Here is a 15262-nt window from a genome sequence, read left to right as displayed (position 1 = left end):
TGAGGCTTTCCTGACGGGGGTTTGGGGTTTTTTTGGGGATCGGCGGGATTGCCCGGAAGCGGCGCACGCCTTTCGATTCCGCCACGGCCTTGCTGACAGACTTCCGACACGTCGCCGGATGCCGTGGGCGGGCCCTATGCTGGAAGCCGCCGGGCGATCGCGCGCGGCCCGCCAGTTGCCGCGCCGCCCCGGGCCCGGGTACTGCGTATCACTGAAATGGACGGAGACGAACATGACCGGCCGTCGCGATGTCCGTCTCCGGTTTCTTCGGCCAGGAGCAATACGATGCTTGTCGCTTTCTTCGTCGTCGCCCTTTTTGCCATCATCGTGGCCATGCATCGCGGCGTGACGCGCGGTGCGAATGCGAAACTTGGCGCGCGATTCGACGCGGAAGGCCCGCGCGGCGAGCTATCGCGGCGGTTGATGCGCGACGCGGGGTACCGCGTCTGAGTCATGACGTCGGTTCGATCGAACCCGCGTGTCGATCAGGAAGCGCGCCGTTCAGCCCGCCGTCACCACCCGTGCGAACGCCTGCGCCAGCACCGTCGGCTGCGCCGGCAGCACCAGCGCGCATACCGACTTCGCGTCTTCATCGGAAATCGGCACGAACACGACGCCGTCGATCCCGACGCTCGCCATCCGCGCCGGCACGATCGCCACGCCCCGGCCGGCCGCGACGAGATTCAGCATCGACGTCTTCGGCGACACGATCCGCGCGGCCACCGGCACGAAGCCCCGCTTCAGGCACAGATCGATGACGACGCGCGCGAGGCCGCCCCGCTCGCGATACACGGCCGACACGAACGGCTCCCGCCGCAACCGCGCGATCGCGATGCGCTTGCGGCCCGCGAGCGCGTGATCGGCAGGCACCGCCACGCACAGGCGCTCGGCCGCCAGTTCGACGAAGCGCACGCGTGCATCGCGCCGCAGCACCGGCAGCCGAACGATCCCGATATCGGCATGGCCGTTCGCGATTTCGGTCACCTGATCCTCGGACGACGCGCGGTCGAGATCGATCCGCGCGCCCGGACAATCCCGCATGAAGCGGTCGAGATCCGGCATCAGGCTGCTGACGGGCACGGTACTGGAATGCAGCAGCCGCAGCACGCCGGCTTCCCCGCGCGACAATTGCGAGCCTTCGTCGGCAGCCGCCGTCAGCGTGGCCGGGATCGACGCCACGCGTTCGCGGTAGATCGCGCCGGCCGGCGTGAGCCGCACGCCCCTTGGCTCGCGGTCGAACAGCACGAAACCGAGTTCGTCCTCGAGCTGGCCGATCTGCCGGCTGAGCGCCGACTGCGCGACATGAAGCGCGCCCGCGGCCGGCGTGAAGCCGCCGAGGTCCGCCACGGTCAGGAAATACTGGATTTGCCGGAGTGATGGCATGCCGAAACGAGATGGATGAACGCCAGATTCGATATTTGCGTTATACCGGCGTGCTCCGCAGAATGAAAGCCTTCCGTGCCGGAATCACCGTTGCGGCCATCCTTGCGGAGCGTTCATCGTCGTGGCTACCCTCCTGTCTTACCTGCTGGTCGTGGCGGCCGGCATCAGCGTGGCGTTGCAGCAGGTGCTCAACGCGAACCTGCGTGCGCAGATCGGCTCACCGTGGTGGGCCGGCTCGGTCAGCTATCTCGTCGGCCTCGCCGCGATGCTGGCGGTCGCGTTGCTGTCGCCTCATCCGCGCCTGAGCGGCACGTTTTCCGGGGCGGGGTCGTGGTTCAGCTGGACGGGGGGAGTGTTCGGCGCGGTATTCGTCGGCGTCGCGATCCTGATGGTGCCGCGCCTGGGCGCGGCGACGACGCTCGCGCTGATCGTCGTCGGCCAGATGACCGGCGCGCTCGTGTTCGACCACTTCGGCGTACTGGGCATCCAGCAGCATTCGGCGAGCCCGATCCGCGTCGCGGGCGCGGCGTGCCTCATCCTCGGGGTCGTGCTGATCCGCGCTTGACAGCGCGTGCGTGCGTTCCCGATCCGCCGGCCACGCACGCGCTCGCCGCGACGCTCACGCGTAGTTCATCATCACCGACTTGCTTTCCGTGTACTGGTCGATCACCGCGCGACCGAGTTCGCGGCCGAAGCCCGACTGCTTCATCCCGCCGAACGGCAGCGCGTTGTCGAGCAGCGAGTGGCAGTTGACCCACACGGTGCCCGCGGCAATACGCGGGACCAGCTTGTGGATCGCGGACAGATCGTTCGACCAGATGCTCGCGCCGAGGCCGTACGGCGTGTCGTTCGCGAGCTGCACGGCCGTATCGACGTCGTCGAACGGCATCGCGACGAGCACCGGCCCGAAGATCTCCTCGCGCACCACGCGCATCGCCTGCGTCGTATCCACCAGCACCGTCGGTTCGACGAAGAAGCCGGGGCCGTCGATCGCGCGGCCGCCTGCGGCGGCACGCGCGCCCTCGCCGAACCCCGAGTCGATGTAACCGCACACGCGCTCGCGCTGCTTCGCCGAGACGAGCGGGCCAATCTGCGTTGCCGGGTCCATCCCCGGGCCGATCTTCAGGCTCGCGGCGATCTTCGCGACGCGCTCGATCACGCCGTCGAACACCTTCGAATGGATGTAGGCGCGCGAGCCGGCCGTGCACACCTGCCCCTGGTTGAAGAAGATCGCGTTCGCGACGCCCTGGGCGGCCTTGTCGAGATCGACGTCGGGCAGCACGATCACCGGTGACTTGCCGCCGAGTTCCAGCGACATCCGCGTCATGTTGTCGAGCGCCGCGTGGCCGATCGTCTTGCCCGTCTGCGTCGATCCGGTGAACGCGATCTTGTCGATGCGCGGATCGCGCGACAACGCGGCGCCCGCCGTGTGACCGTAGCCGGTGACGATATTGACGACACCGTCCGGAAACCCGGCCGCCTGGATCAGCTCGCCCAGCCGCAGCGCGCTCAACGGCGTATCCTCGGCAGGCTTCAGCACGACGGTGCAGCCGGTCGCGAGCGCCGGCGCGATTTTCCACGCGGCCATCAGCAGCGGGAAATTCCACGGGATGATCGCGCCGACCACGCCCACGGGTTCCTTTCTCGTATAGGCGAAGATCTCGCTGTCCGGCAGGTACGGCATGCCGGCATCGATCACGCTGCCTTCGATCTTCGTCGCCCAGCCGGCCATGTAGCGGAAGCACTGCGCGGCCATCGCGACGTCGAGCCCCTGCGCGACCATCACCGGCTTGCCGTTGTCCAGCGATTCGATCTCGGCCAGCTCGCGCGCGTTGGCTTCGATCAGGTCGGCCAGCACGAGCATCAGGCGCTCGCGGTCGGTGGTCTTCGCGGTGCGCCACGGGCCCGCATCGAAGGCGCGGCGCGCGGCGGCGACCGCCTGCTGCACGTCGCGCTCGTCCGCTTCGGGCACGCGCGCAATCACGGTGCCGTCGGCCGGGTTCACCACATCGAGCTGGCGGCCCGACGCGGCATCGCTCCATTCGGCGCCGATCAGCATCTGCTTCGGCTTCGCGAGAAACGCGCGCGTCGCGTCGAGCAGCGCAAAGGTTTCGTTCGTCTCCATGTTCACGTTTCCTTGATTCGTTGAGTGAGTCGGTCAGTAGCGATCCGTAACGCCGTCGATGCCGCGCGCCTGCAACGCGCGGACGAGACCGGCGCGCTCGGTCGCGACGTCGGACAGCGCGGGGCGGCGGTGCGCGGCGACTTCCGCGGCCGTATAAGGTTTGAAGTCGCGCGGCAATGCATCGCGGTTCATCGTCGTGAGCACCCAGTTCAGCACGTCGGCCAGTTCCCGATCCGACAGCGCCGAGTTCGACGCGCCGGGCACGCGCATCACGTACTCGCGCCCGGCCGGCACATGCGTGAAATAGCCGAGCGAATTCGCGAGCGGCGGCACCTTGCCGGGAATGCCGCCGCCCGTCGCCGTGTGGCAGCCCATGCAGTTGAGCACCCAGTGTTGCCGGGCGAGCACGGCGTCGGCCGCACCGTCGGCCCGCGCGGACGTGGCAAACGCGCACGCCGACGCGCCCGCCAGCAGCAGCCAGCCCGACACGCGACGCGCCACGCTGCCCAGCCGCGACGCCACCGCGCAGCACGTGCGCCGCGCCGGCGAGCACGCGCCGCTCACAGGCTGAGCCCCTTGATCACCACCGCGCGCTGCGCATGCACGGCCGCGCCGTCCATCGGCTTCGCGCGCGCCGCCCGGATATCGGCCGCAGTGAACGGTTTCGCATCGCCGTGCTGCGCATCGAGGTCGAACACGACGTAATTGAGCAAGTGCGCGATGTCGTCGTCGCTCGCGCTCGCGAACGACGGCATCTTGAAGTTGTAGCGCTTGTCGTGCACCTCGATCTCGCCGAACATCCCGTGCAGCAGCGTCGCGATCAGTTGGGCACGCCCGGCTTCCACCGTCGCGTACTTGCCCGGATACTCGGTCAGCGGCGGCGCGAGGCCGTCCTGCCCTTTCCCGCCCGCCTGGTGGCACACCGCGCACTGCGCGTCGAACAGGCCTTTCCCGGCCGGGTAACGCACGGTTTCCTGTGCGTTGCCCGCGCCGGGCAACGCGAAGGCCGTCGCGGCCGTCATGCATGCAACGATGCGCTTTCCTGCTTGCTTCACTTTCATTGCTTCGCCGCTCCCAGCAGAACCGAAACCGAACAGTGGTAATTCGAGTTACCGTTCGCCATGCACCAGTTGATGTCGTTGTTCAGCGACAGCTTGTACAGCGGCTTCTCGCGCTCGTTGCGGTTGCAGAAGCACTTGCCGCACGAGGTCTTGCCGCAGCAGTCGTTGTACGACACGATGTAGTCCGACCCGTCGTGCGGGTTGCGGCAGGTGCCGATCCACGTGATCGGCGAAGGCGTCGTGCCCGGCGGGCAACTGCTCGACGTGCCGCCGCAGCAGCTGCAGAGCCAGCCGTCGATCGCGCAGTATTTCCAGTAGTCGCAGCTCATCGGATCGTCGCTCGCACCCGCGGCGGCGGCGCCGGATGCGCCCGACGGACCCGACGCCGCATCGGCCGCATACGCAGTGCGATCGACGGGCAGCAACGGCAGCAGCGCCGAACCGACCAGCACCTTGCCGAGCCTTGCCATCGCGCTGCGCCGCGAACTGTGCTGCGCGACGCCGCGCGCCGACCGCTCGAACCATGAATCAAACACGCCCATGTCGTCGTTCTCCAATGACGTTGAAAAAGGTTCGGCCGATCATGCGTGCTGCGCGTGCGCATCGTGCGCATCGTGGCTGTGATCGCCGTGCACGAACTGCTGCAGCGACGCGACGCCGCGCTCCTTCGCCTCGAACAGGCTCTCCAGGTGCTCGCGCGTGTTGACGAGCCCCTTCGCGCGCACGGTGCCGGTTTCGTCGAGCAGCACCGCATACGGCAGCTTGCCGATCTGGTACGCGAGGCCGAGCTCCTGCGACAGCACGTACGGGAAGCGCCCGAGGTCGTGCTTTCGCGCGAAGCGCGTGTGTTCGTCGGCATCGCCGTCGCTCGCGAGCACGATGTTCACGGGCGTCGCTTCGCTGGCCTGCAGCGACGGCAGCAGCGGCAGCAGCTTCTTGCAGACGGGGCACGTCGGCGACAGGAAGAACAGCAGCGTGGCCTTGCCCGAGGCGTCGATGCCGCCGACCTTCACGTGCGCGCCGCGAATGTCGGTCAGTTCGAACGTCGGCGCGATCGCGCCGACGGCCGGCCCCTTGTCGATCATCAGCGCGCCGGCCGGCATGATGCGTTCGTACAGGATGCCGATCTGGCGCACCAGCGCGAGGCAGATCGCGCCGAGCGCGAGGACGGCCACCCACAGCAGGGCGGTGGAAACGGTGAGAGCGGTTTGCATCATGAATTCCTCAGGTGGGAAAGGCGCGGGACGTTGGCGAGCAGCACGTCGACGGTGAGCAGCGCGCAGACGATCAGCAGCACGGAGAAGAACAGCGTCAGGTAGTCGAACCACATGACGACGCGCGTGCCCGGCTCGACGAACGCGGTCGCGGCCAGCGCGACGAGCAGCAGCACGCGGCCGACATGCAGCCAGCCGATGCCGCGCGGTGCGTCCGCACGGGCGGCGGTGAAGCCGGAACAGCCGCAGTCGATGTCGGTGTGGCCGCGCAGCAGGTTGATCGCGAGCCCGGCCGCGAACGCCAGGAGCAGCGCGATCAGGCCGATCGCGCCGACCGTGCGCGTGTCGGGAAACAGCAGCGCCGCGGCGCCGAGCGCTTCCGCGAGCGGAAGCGCGAACGCGACGGGCGCGGTCAGCGCGTCGGGCAGCAGCCGGTAGCCGGCGAGTGCCTGGCGAAATTCGGCGGGCCGACGCATCTTCGCGAAGGCGCCGAGCAGCACCACGACGGCCGCGCCGGCCTGCGCGCTGGTGGCGAGTACGGGATCGAGGGTCATCGCGGCCTCACGGGTTGACGAGCAGCGACGACGTGTTGCCGATCTGCTTCTCGACGTGCTGCAGCGCGCCGGTACGCGCATCCATCACGACGAGATCGGAGGTCGCCGTCAGCCCGTAGAACAGCGGCTTGTCGTCCTCGCTGACCTGGATCGACACGAGCGGCTCGACCTTCTGCTGCGCGAGATCCCAGCGCGCGACGCGCTGCTTCGACTTCAGGTCGTACACCCACACCTGCGTGCCGGGATCCTTGTGCGACCCGTCGGCGCCCTTGTGCATCAGCACGTAGTAACGGTTCTGCTTCGCCTGCACGGCCGTCTGCTGCATGCCGCCCGGCCGCCAGCCTTCGGCGCGCTCGGCGTCCGTCAGCAGCGACCACGGCTTGCCGAATGCCGGCTTGTCGCCGCTGAAATCGGCGCTGCGCACGTTGCCGACGTAGGTGGTGAACAGGTAATCGCCCTTGTACCGCGACGCGTTCACGAACGCCGGATCCTTGTCGACGTCGATGAACGCGTCCGACATCGTGCGCTTCGCCTCCTTGCCGTTCGCGTCGAGCGTGACGGTCAGCGCCTTGCCGCTTTCGCACAGCGCGGTGAAGCGGTCGTTACCGGCCGGATACGCGAGCACGCATGCGGCCGTGTCGATCTCCGACAGCACCTTCTTCGATACGGCGTCGATCACGGTCACCGAGGCGGCCGGCGTGATGTTCGCGACGTACAACCGCTTGCCGTCGGCGCTGAACGCGGTGTTGTACGGCGACGGCACGTGCTGCGCATGCTTCGCCGGAATCACGATCTCGCCCGCATGATCGAGCGTCGTGTTGTCGATGATTTCGACGACGTCGGTACGCGTGCCGTGCGAGCCGCGCGAGAAGTAGGTCGTCGCGACGACACTCGCTTTGCGGTCGGGCGCGATCGCGAAGCCGGGACCGAAGCCGCCGTCGATCTGGCCGAGCAGCTTCTTCGCGTCGGCGTCGTAGACGTAGATGCGCCCGTCCGTCATCGACGGCATCGAGATGTCGACGATATAGATCTCGTGCGGATGCCACGGCGGCATCTTCTGCACGACCAGTTCCTCGGGTTTTTCCGTCGCGTTCGCGCTGCCGGCCCATGCCGCCGCCAACGCCAGCGTCGCCGCGAGCGCCGCGGTTCGTCGCCTTGTCCTCATGCCGCCTCCAGTGGGAATTCACGTTATGTGGGGCGACTGTAGTTCGACAATAAATGCCGTCAGCACCCGGACCGGCAACGTGTGCGTGCCGATTCGGGATATTGGAAATGCGTGTGAAAGCCGCGCGGCCGCGTGCCTTCCGACCCTCTGAAACACCCGCGCGGAATAGCGCTCGCCCTGATTGCGCCGACCGCTCGGTCGGTTTAATCTTGCGCGGTCCGAACGATCGCCGGAGGCACCGTGCTCGTGTTACATCAGAGGTTCGACGACGCAGACCGGCATGCCGAGGCGCTGCGCGGCTGGAACCAGCGTTACGACCAGATCGGTTCCGGCGCGTATCGCAGCGCGGTCAAACACGCGGTGCTCGACGGCGTGCAGCTGTTCCAGGAAACGGCAAACGTGCGCATCATCCAGCGCGGATGTCTGCCACACGGCCATACGGTGTTCGGGATGCCGCTCACCGGCTCGGGCGCCTTCGCGTTCGGCGGCGCGCGCGTCGAGCGCGGCACGATCGTGATGGCGCGTGGCGGCACACCGTTCGAACTCCATTCACCGGACGAGATGTCGCTGATCGGGGTGGTCGTCCACCCCGAACTGATGCAGCAGATCGAAGATGCCGCCGACGTCCGGCTGGACGCACGCACGCTGCGGCACGGCGTCGTGGAGGTGCCGGTCGCCGCGCGCGAACGTGCGAGCATGCAACTCGCGACGCTGCTCGAGCGCGTGCTGTCGGCACCCGATACGTTCGACGCGGCACGCGCGCAGTGCGCGATCCGCGCCGAGGTCGGCAATGTGCTGGTCGATCTCCTCACGTACCGGATGCCCGAGCCGCCGAACCGGCTCACGCACGCATGCCACGCCGACATCGTGCGCCGCGTGCATGACTACGTGATCGAGCACCCGGAAGCGCCCGTCGACATCCTGAGCCTGTGCGCGCAACTGCGCGTCAGCCGGCGCACGATGCAGAACAGCTTCCAGTCGGTCGTGCAGACGGGCCCGCTCAACTACACACGCTCGCTGCGCCTCGCGCAAGTCCGACGCCTGCTGCTCGACACGCGGCAATCCGACCTGCCGATCAGCGAGGCGGCCGCACGCTGGGGCTTCATTCATCTCGGGCATTTCGCGAAAGCGTACAAGGCCCAGTTCGGCGAACTGCCGTCGGCAACGGCGCGCCGCACGATGCGCGACGCAAAAACGCGCTGAGCACCGGCAAAACCCGCGATAATCCCGGCTTGACCGTTCTGCGCCTGCGAACCGGGCGCGGCCCGCGCCGGCTCGCTCGGCGCGTCGCGCGATACGCGACGACCACCGGATTCGATCCCCTGCCCCGATGCCCGAGGATTTCCATTTCCTGCTGCTGCCCGGCTTTTCCGCGCTCGGCTTCATGTCCGCGGTCGAGCCGCTGCGCGTCGCGAACCGCTTTCGCACCGAACTGTATCGCTGGCACGTGATCAGCGCGGACGGCGCGCCCGTCACCGCGAGCAACGGCATTCCGGTCGCCGCCGAGGCCGCGTGCGCGGACGTCCCGCAGGTCGATACGGTATTCGTCGTGGCGGGCTTCGATCCGCTCGTGTGCTACACGCGCACGCTCGGCGACTGGCTGCGCCGCCAGCACCGGCATGGTGCAACGCTCGGCGGCATCGATACGGGCAGCTTCGTGCTCGCGGAAGCCGGGCTGTTCGACGCGTCGCAGCCGCTCACGCTGCACTGGGAAGCGCTGGCCGCATTCCGCGAGCGCTATCCCGGCCTGAATGCGACGCAGGAGCTGTTCGAGATCGACGACCGGCGCATCACCTGTGCGGGCGGCACCGCGTCGATCGACATGATGCTCGACCTGATCGGTCGCCGGCACGGCGCCGACCTCGCGGCGGCGATCTCCGAGCAGTTCGTCGTGAGCCGCATCCGGCAGCGCTCGGACAGCCAGCGGCTCGAGATCGCCGCGCGCTACGGCGTGCACAACCGCAAACTGATCCAGGTGATCGGCACGATGCAGCGGCACATGGACAACCCGCTCGGCTCCGACGCGCTCGCGCGGGAAGTCTCGATCACGCGGCGCCAGCTCGAGCGGCTGTTCAGCGCGACGCTGAACGACACGCCGACGCACTTCTACCTGAACCTGCGTCTCGATCGCGCCCGCGAACTGCTGCAGCAGACCGACATGAGCATCACGTCGGTGTGCGTCGCGTGCGGCTTCGAATCGCCGTCGCATTTTTCGCGTACCTATCGCGCGCGATTCGGGATGAGCCCGCGCAGCGACCGGCGGGCGACACGCTGATCGTCGCAGCTTTTAATCACAATCCGGCGCGGTATTGCGCGTTCCGGCAGCGTTTCCCGCCGCCCGCTGAACAATGCCGGCGATTGATCGACCGACCGAAGCGATCGTCGAAAATAATTTGGAATGTCGCTGAAAATATTCTGTAACATACCAAAAAAAGTTAGATAGGCTGCCTAACGGACCGGCACGCCGCGTCTCGACGCGCGTCGCGCCACGCAGGCTGCCAACCGATATCGATCCGATCCGAGGGGTATGACATGACGATGCTCGCTTCGCCGTCGCCGCACCTGCCTGCCGTTCGCATCCCTTCACGCGCGTCCCCCGCTTCGCCTGCCCGCTTCTTTTCGACCTGACATTTAGGTTTCCTTAGTCAGTCGAGACTCTCCACACCGCTTCGCCGCACCGGTTCCATCGAACCGGCGCGCGGGCCGTGTCGTGCCTGTTCGCCACGAGCGTGCGGGCGTGTCCAACCGTTGAGATGAGGATCACGTATGCAGACATCACGCAAAGCATTGCCGTTCGCCCTGGGTCTCGCGCTCGGTTTCGGCATCGTCGGCGGCACCGTGGCCGATACGAAAGTATCGAACCCGCAGGCCGCGAGCCTGCGCGAAAGCCTGACGCGCGGCGTCGCGCCGCCGGCCGCGAAGGCCGACACGGCCGCCGGGCAATTCCGCGCGGACGGCGTCGCCGTCACGCTGTACAACCCGGCCTACCGCGCCAGGAAGGCCGCCGCGACGCCTGCCGCCACCGCACGCGACTTCGTCGCGTCGCAGGCGGCGCAACTCGGGCTCGACGCGGCCGCGCTCGCGAGCCTCGTCGTCACGTCGGAACGCAACGACGCCGACTTCACCGTCGTGCGCCTGCAGCAGCAAGCCGCCGGATTGCCCGTGTACGGCAGCGAGATCGCGGTGACCGTCGCGAAGGACGGCCGCATCCTGTACGTCGCGAGCAACACGATCAACGGCGTGGTCGCGACGACGCGCAAGTCGCAGGCCGTCGACCAGCAGCAGGCGCTCGACCGCGCCCGTGCGTATCTCGGCGTGAGCGGCTTCACGCATCTCGATGCGCAACTCGTCGCGTTCGTCGACAAGGCCGGCACGCATACCGCGTGGAAGGTGCGCGGCCGCCCGCAGGACGGCCCGAAGGGCGATTGGGAACTGCTGATCGATTCGGGCAGCGGCGAAGTGCTGCGCGCCGAGGACAAGGCGTTCTACGCGACCGACGGCACCGGCTTCGTGTTCCGCCCCGATCCGCTGTCACCGACGAAAAGCAGCTACAGCAGCACGGGCTACAAGGACAGCAACGACGCCGACTCGACGCAGCTCACGGCCGCCCGCGTGCGCGTGACGCTGAAGGATCTCGCGCAGTCGGGCACCCGCTACACGCTGACGGGCCCGTACGCGGCGTGCGTCGATTTCGATGCGCCGCTCGACAAGGCGTGCCCGTCGCAGTCGACGCCCGCGTTCGAATTCACGCGCGGCAACCTGTATTTCGAGGCCGTGAACGTGTACTACCACATCGACACGTTCCTGCGCTACGTGAACCAGACCCTCGGCATCAAGGCGTTGCCGTACCAGTACACGGGCGGCGTGCAGTACGACCCGCACGGCGAATCGGGCGACGACAACTCGTCGTATTCGTCTAGCAGCGGCCGGCTGACCTTCGGGCAAGGCGGCGTCGACGACGCGGAAGACGCGGACGTCGTGATCCACGAGCTCGGCCACGGTATCCACGACTGGATCACCAACGGCGGCCTGTCGCAACAGGAAGGCTTGTCGGAAGGCACCGGCGACTATCTCGCCGCCGCGTACAGCCGCGACTTCAACCAGTGGAGCCCGTCGGATGCGCAGTATCACTGGGTCTACAACTGGGACGGCCACAACGAGTTCTGGGGCGGCCGCGTGACCAACTGGAACGTCGGGCGCACCTATGCGCAGGCGCGCGGCGCGGAGATCCACACGGCCGGCCAGTACTGGGCGTCGTGCAACCTCGTCGCGCGCGACGCGATCGGCGCGCAGGCAATGGACAAGGCGTTCCTGAAGGGGCTGTCGATGACCAACGGCTCGACCAACCAGAAGGCCGCCGCGCAGGCCGTGCTGACGGCCGCGTCCGCGCTCGGCTACAGCAGCGCGCAGCTCACCGCGATCGGCAACGCGTACAACAAGAGCTGCACGTACGGCGTGACCGTCCCGCAGAAGTCGTAATACCGCAGCAGGCGGGAGCGCCTCGCACGATCTGCGGCGCGCTCCCTTCATCGACATCGCCATCCTCACGAGATCGACCATGCCCACTCTGAAACCGACCCGCCTGAGCGCCGCGCTGGGCGGCATGCTGCTGACCGCCGCCGCGCACGCGACACCCGTCTGGATCACGCTCGGCGACACCGCGTTCCGCCAGCTTCAACGCATCGATGCAAGCGCAACCACGCAACACAGCACGACAGTCGACGCCGGCAAGGCGGCCGACGGCGCCGCGCGTCGCGAGACCGTTCACGTCGTCGAGATCGACGATTCCCGCCTCGGCGAACTGGCCCGCGCGGTCCACCACACGCGCGGCCACGGGCCCGGCTACGTCGTGCACGATTCGTTCGACGACGCACGCCAGGCGCTGCAACCGTTGCCGGCGACGCTCGCGAAACAGGCCGCCGCCGCGTACACGGTGTCGAACGTGCCGCAGATCGGTACGTGGGTCCAGCAACTGCAGGCCAGCAACCTCGTCGGCACGATCACGTCGCTGTCCGGCTTCACGAACCGCTACTACACGACGTCGCACGGCGTCGCCGCGTCCGACTGGCTCGCGCTGCAGTGGAAGCAGCTGGCGGGGGCGCGCGCCGACATCACCGTCGAACAGGTCGCGCACACGGGCTTTCCGCAGAAATCCGTGATCCTGACGATCCGCGGCAGCGATCCGGCCGCGGGCACCGTCGTGCTCGGCGGCCACCTCGATTCGACCGTGGGCCGCACGACGGAGAACACGCGCTCGCCCGGCGCGGACGACGATGCGTCGGGCATCGCCAGCCTGACCGAGGCGCTGCGCGTGCTGCTCGCGAACAACTACCGGCCGAAACGGACGATCAAGTTCGTCGGGTATGCGGCCGAGGAAGCCGGGTTGCTCGGTTCGAAGGCGATCGCGAAGCAGTTCCGCACGCAGAATGCGAACGTGGTCGGCGTGCTGCAGCTCGACATGACGAACTACAAGGGCGATCCGAAGGATATCTACCTGATCACCGACTACACGAACGCGGCGCAGAACACCTACGTGAAGAACCTCGCGGCGACCTACCTGCCGGAGCTCGCGGTCGGCACGTCGCAATGCGGCTATGCGTGCTCGGATCACGCGTCGTGGAATGCGCAGGGGTATCCGGCGTCATTCCCGTTCGAGGCCGACCAGAACGACAGCCCGTACATTCACACGGTGAACGACACGCTGGAGAACTCGGATCGGCAGGCCAACCATGCGCTGAAGTTCGGCAAGCTGGCGCTCGCCTACGCGGTCGATCTCGGCGGCCTTGCCGGCGCGACGGTCAAGCGCTGAGCGCTCTTCATCGAGCGGTTGTCGCGTTCGGCGACGAAACGGGCGTTCACCCGCACGGGTGCGCCCGTTCGAATACGTTGTCTCCGGCCGGCTAGAATCGTCGTTCGACCACTCGCTACACGCTTTCGCACCATGACCGAATCCAACCGCTCCCTCGACGACCTGTCGCCCGCCCGCGTCACGACCGCATTCGACCTGCCCGGCCATACGACCGTCCGCTCGCTCGGCGTCGCCCAGGGCATCGTCGTGCGCTCGCGCTCGATCGTCGGCTCGTTCGGCGCGTCGCTGCAAACGATCTTCGGCGGCAACATCACGCTCTATACGTCGCTGTGCGAAAAGGCGCGCGAGCAGGCGTTCGACAAGATGCTCGCCGAGGCGCGCAAGCTCGGCGCGAATGCGATCGTCGCGATGCGTTACGACTCGACCGAGATCGGCTCGGGCGTGACCGAAGTCATCTGCTACGGCACGGCCGTGCAGGTCGCACACGCCGCCGGCGCCTGACCGTCAGCCGCGACGCGCTGGCCGCACACACTGCCATTCGACCGAACCGGGTGCGGAAAAACCGTTTTGTCGGATGATTGTCCGGCACGGCCGTCGTTTGGCATGTGACTGAAACGAGAAAGCAATTTGAAATGAACTGCAGTGAACGAGAAGCCGCTTCACCTGAAAGCATCGGCCTCTCGCGTCGGCTCAATGATCGCGCTCCAGCGACGCCATGTTCCGCAAGCTCGGGAACAGCCGCATCCAAGTAAGCGCGACGGCGATCGTCGCCGCGCCGCCGACGACGATCGCCGCGGGCGCGCCCCACCACGCAGCCGTCACGCCCGATTCGAATTCGCCGAGTTGATTCGACGTGCCGATGAACAGCGAATTGACCGCGCTCACGCGACCGAGCATGTCGTCGGGCGTACGCAGTTGCACGAGCGACAGTCGCACGACGACGCTCACGACATCCGACGCGCCGAGCGCCGCCAGCGCGACGAGCGACAGCGCGAAATGCGTCGACAGCCCGAACACGATCGTCGCGACGCCGAACGCGATCACGCCGCCGAACATCGCGCGGCCCGGCCGCCCCTTCAATGGAAAACGCGTGAGCCACAGCGTGCCCGCGAGCGCGCCGACTGCCGGCGCCGCGCGCAACGCACCGAGCCCCCACGGGCCGACCTGCAGGATGTCGCGCGCATAGATCGGCAACAACGCGGTCGCGCCGCCGAACAGCACGGCGAACAGGTCGAGCGACAGCGCGCCGAGAATCGCCGGTTCGCGCCGGATGAACGCGATGCCGGAAAACACCGAGCGCAGCGTGACCGGCTCGCGGGCGGGCGGCGCGCCGCGCAGCGGAATCGTGCCGCTCAGCATCGCCGCGATCCCGAATGCCGCGACGCTCGTGCCGAACGCGACGGGCGCGCCGACACCGTAGAGCAGCCCACCGAACGCGGGCCCGAGAATCTGCGCGGCCTGGTTCGCGGACGTCGACAACGCGGTCGCGCGCGGCAGGTCGCTGCGCGGCACGACGGCCGGCAACAGCGACGACACCGACGGCGACTCGAACGCGCGGGCCGTGCCGACGATCGCCGCGAGTGCATACACGGCCGGCGCGGCGAGCCACCCTTGCATCGCGCCGAGCAGGAACACGCCGGCGGCCAGCGCCTCGACGCTCTGGCAGATCGTCGCGATGCGCCGACGGTCGTAGCGGTCGGCCACCTGCCCGACGACGAGCGTCAGCGCGAACATCGGCACGAACTGCGCGAGGCCGACGAGACCGAGCGCGAATGCGCTGTGCGTGAGCGCATACACGTACCAGCCGATGGCCACCGACAGGATCTGGAAGGCCAGCGACGACATCACGCGCGTGCCCCAGAAACGCTGGAACGGCGCGTGGCGGAACAGGTTGGCGGGTAACGGGGACGACGGACTGGAATCGGGCACGGGGGTAGTCATCGGGGTCTCG

Annotated in this window: 16 protein-coding genes; 7 read left to right on the top strand and 9 right to left on the bottom strand. The window is 67.8% G+C overall.

Annotation, left to right across the window (positions count from 1 at the left end):
- Positions 1-216 precede the first annotated feature (216 nt).
- Positions 217-450 carry a hypothetical protein gene (locus H0X95_RS15590; protein ID WP_124550714.1) on the top strand — a complete coding sequence of 78 codons (234 nt, stop codon included), beginning with the start codon at positions 217-219 and terminating at the stop codon, positions 448-450.
- 51 nt (positions 451-501) lie between these two features.
- Here H0X95_RS15590 and H0X95_RS15585 read toward each other — a convergent pair whose 3' ends face one another.
- Positions 502-1383, bottom strand: coding sequence for a LysR family transcriptional regulator (locus H0X95_RS15585; RefSeq protein ID WP_006484721.1), 882 nt, complete (start codon positions 1381-1383; stop codon positions 502-504).
- Between the two features lie 121 nt (positions 1384-1504).
- On the opposite strand from H0X95_RS15585, the gene H0X95_RS15580 reads away from it, so the two are divergent.
- Positions 1505-1948 carry a DMT family transporter gene (locus H0X95_RS15580; protein WP_006498764.1) on the top strand — a complete coding sequence of 148 codons (444 nt, stop codon included), beginning with the start codon at positions 1505-1507 and terminating at the stop codon, positions 1946-1948.
- Between the two features lie 54 nt (positions 1949-2002).
- On the opposite strand, the gene H0X95_RS15575 is transcribed toward H0X95_RS15580, so the two are convergent.
- Genes H0X95_RS15575 through H0X95_RS15545 form a run of 7 tightly spaced genes read right to left on the bottom strand, consistent with a single transcriptional unit; the run spans position 2003 to position 7502 of the window.
- Positions 2003-3508 carry an aldehyde dehydrogenase family protein gene (locus H0X95_RS15575; RefSeq protein WP_006484740.1) on the bottom strand — a complete coding sequence of 502 codons (1506 nt, stop codon included), beginning with the start codon at positions 3506-3508 and terminating at the stop codon, positions 2003-2005.
- A gap of 33 nt (positions 3509-3541) precedes the next feature.
- Positions 3542-4030, bottom strand: coding sequence for a c-type cytochrome (locus H0X95_RS15570; RefSeq protein WP_111442279.1), 489 nt, complete (start codon positions 4028-4030; stop codon positions 3542-3544).
- A gap of 38 nt (positions 4031-4068) precedes the next feature.
- On the bottom strand, positions 4069-4569 hold the full coding sequence (locus H0X95_RS15565) for a c-type cytochrome (protein WP_196446102.1): 501 nt from the start codon (positions 4567-4569) through the stop codon (positions 4069-4071).
- The gene (locus H0X95_RS15560) at positions 4566-5111 is read right to left on the bottom strand and encodes a methylamine dehydrogenase light chain (RefSeq protein WP_006483798.1); all 546 of its coding nucleotides are present in this window, start codon (positions 5109-5111) and stop codon (positions 4566-4568) included. Before H0X95_RS15560 ends, H0X95_RS15565 begins: the two co-directional genes overlap by 4 nt.
- A 39-nt stretch (positions 5112-5150) precedes the next feature.
- On the bottom strand, positions 5151-5786 hold the full coding sequence (mauD, locus tag H0X95_RS15555; RefSeq protein ID WP_043206082.1) for a methylamine dehydrogenase accessory protein MauD: 636 nt from the start codon (positions 5784-5786) through the stop codon (positions 5151-5153).
- The gene (locus H0X95_RS15550; protein WP_196446101.1) at positions 5783-6337 is read right to left on the bottom strand and encodes a MauE/DoxX family redox-associated membrane protein; all 555 of its coding nucleotides are present in this window, start codon (positions 6335-6337) and stop codon (positions 5783-5785) included. The genes mauD and H0X95_RS15550 overlap by 4 nt, the downstream gene beginning before the upstream one ends.
- A 7-nt stretch (positions 6338-6344) precedes the next feature.
- Positions 6345-7502, bottom strand: coding sequence for an amine dehydrogenase large subunit (locus H0X95_RS15545; protein ID WP_060263711.1), 1158 nt, complete (start codon positions 7500-7502; stop codon positions 6345-6347).
- Positions 7503-7742: 240 nt separating this feature from the next.
- Here H0X95_RS15545 and H0X95_RS15540 point away from each other — a divergent pair, with 240 nt between their 5' ends.
- From H0X95_RS15540 to H0X95_RS15520, 5 genes are all read left to right on the top strand, one after another.
- Positions 7743-8705 (top strand): helix-turn-helix domain-containing protein, encoded by a 963-nt coding sequence (locus H0X95_RS15540; RefSeq protein WP_060263707.1) that lies wholly within the window; start codon positions 7743-7745, stop codon positions 8703-8705.
- A gap of 127 nt (positions 8706-8832) precedes the next feature.
- Complete coding sequence (locus H0X95_RS15535) at positions 8833-9777, top strand: GlxA family transcriptional regulator (RefSeq protein WP_006483802.1); 945 nt, start codon at positions 8833-8835, stop codon at positions 9775-9777.
- Between the two features lie 491 nt (positions 9778-10268).
- Complete coding sequence (locus H0X95_RS15530; RefSeq protein ID WP_059721835.1) at positions 10269-11981, top strand: peptidase; 1713 nt, start codon at positions 10269-10271, stop codon at positions 11979-11981.
- A gap of 79 nt (positions 11982-12060) precedes the next feature.
- Positions 12061-13311, top strand: a complete 1251-nt coding sequence (locus tag H0X95_RS15525; protein ID WP_196446100.1) for a M20/M25/M40 family metallo-hydrolase — start codon at positions 12061-12063, stop codon at positions 13309-13311.
- 132 nt (positions 13312-13443) lie between these two features.
- On the top strand, positions 13444-13812 hold the full coding sequence (locus tag H0X95_RS15520; protein WP_006491379.1) for a YbjQ family protein: 369 nt from the start codon (positions 13444-13446) through the stop codon (positions 13810-13812).
- 189 nt (positions 13813-14001) lie between these two features.
- Here H0X95_RS15520 and H0X95_RS15515 read toward each other — a convergent pair whose 3' ends face one another.
- The gene (locus H0X95_RS15515; RefSeq protein ID WP_125331601.1) at positions 14002-15252 is read right to left on the bottom strand and encodes an MFS transporter; all 1251 of its coding nucleotides are present in this window, start codon (positions 15250-15252) and stop codon (positions 14002-14004) included.
- Positions 15253-15262 lie beyond the last annotated feature (10 nt).

The sequence above is a fragment of the Burkholderia sp. 9779_493 genome, from assembly GCF_015712215.1.
GTDB lineage: Bacteria > Pseudomonadota > Gammaproteobacteria > Burkholderiales > Burkholderiaceae > Burkholderia > Burkholderia cenocepacia.
The sequence above is the reverse complement of the archived record's forward strand: the minus strand, read 5'-3'. Positions and strand labels throughout refer to the sequence as shown.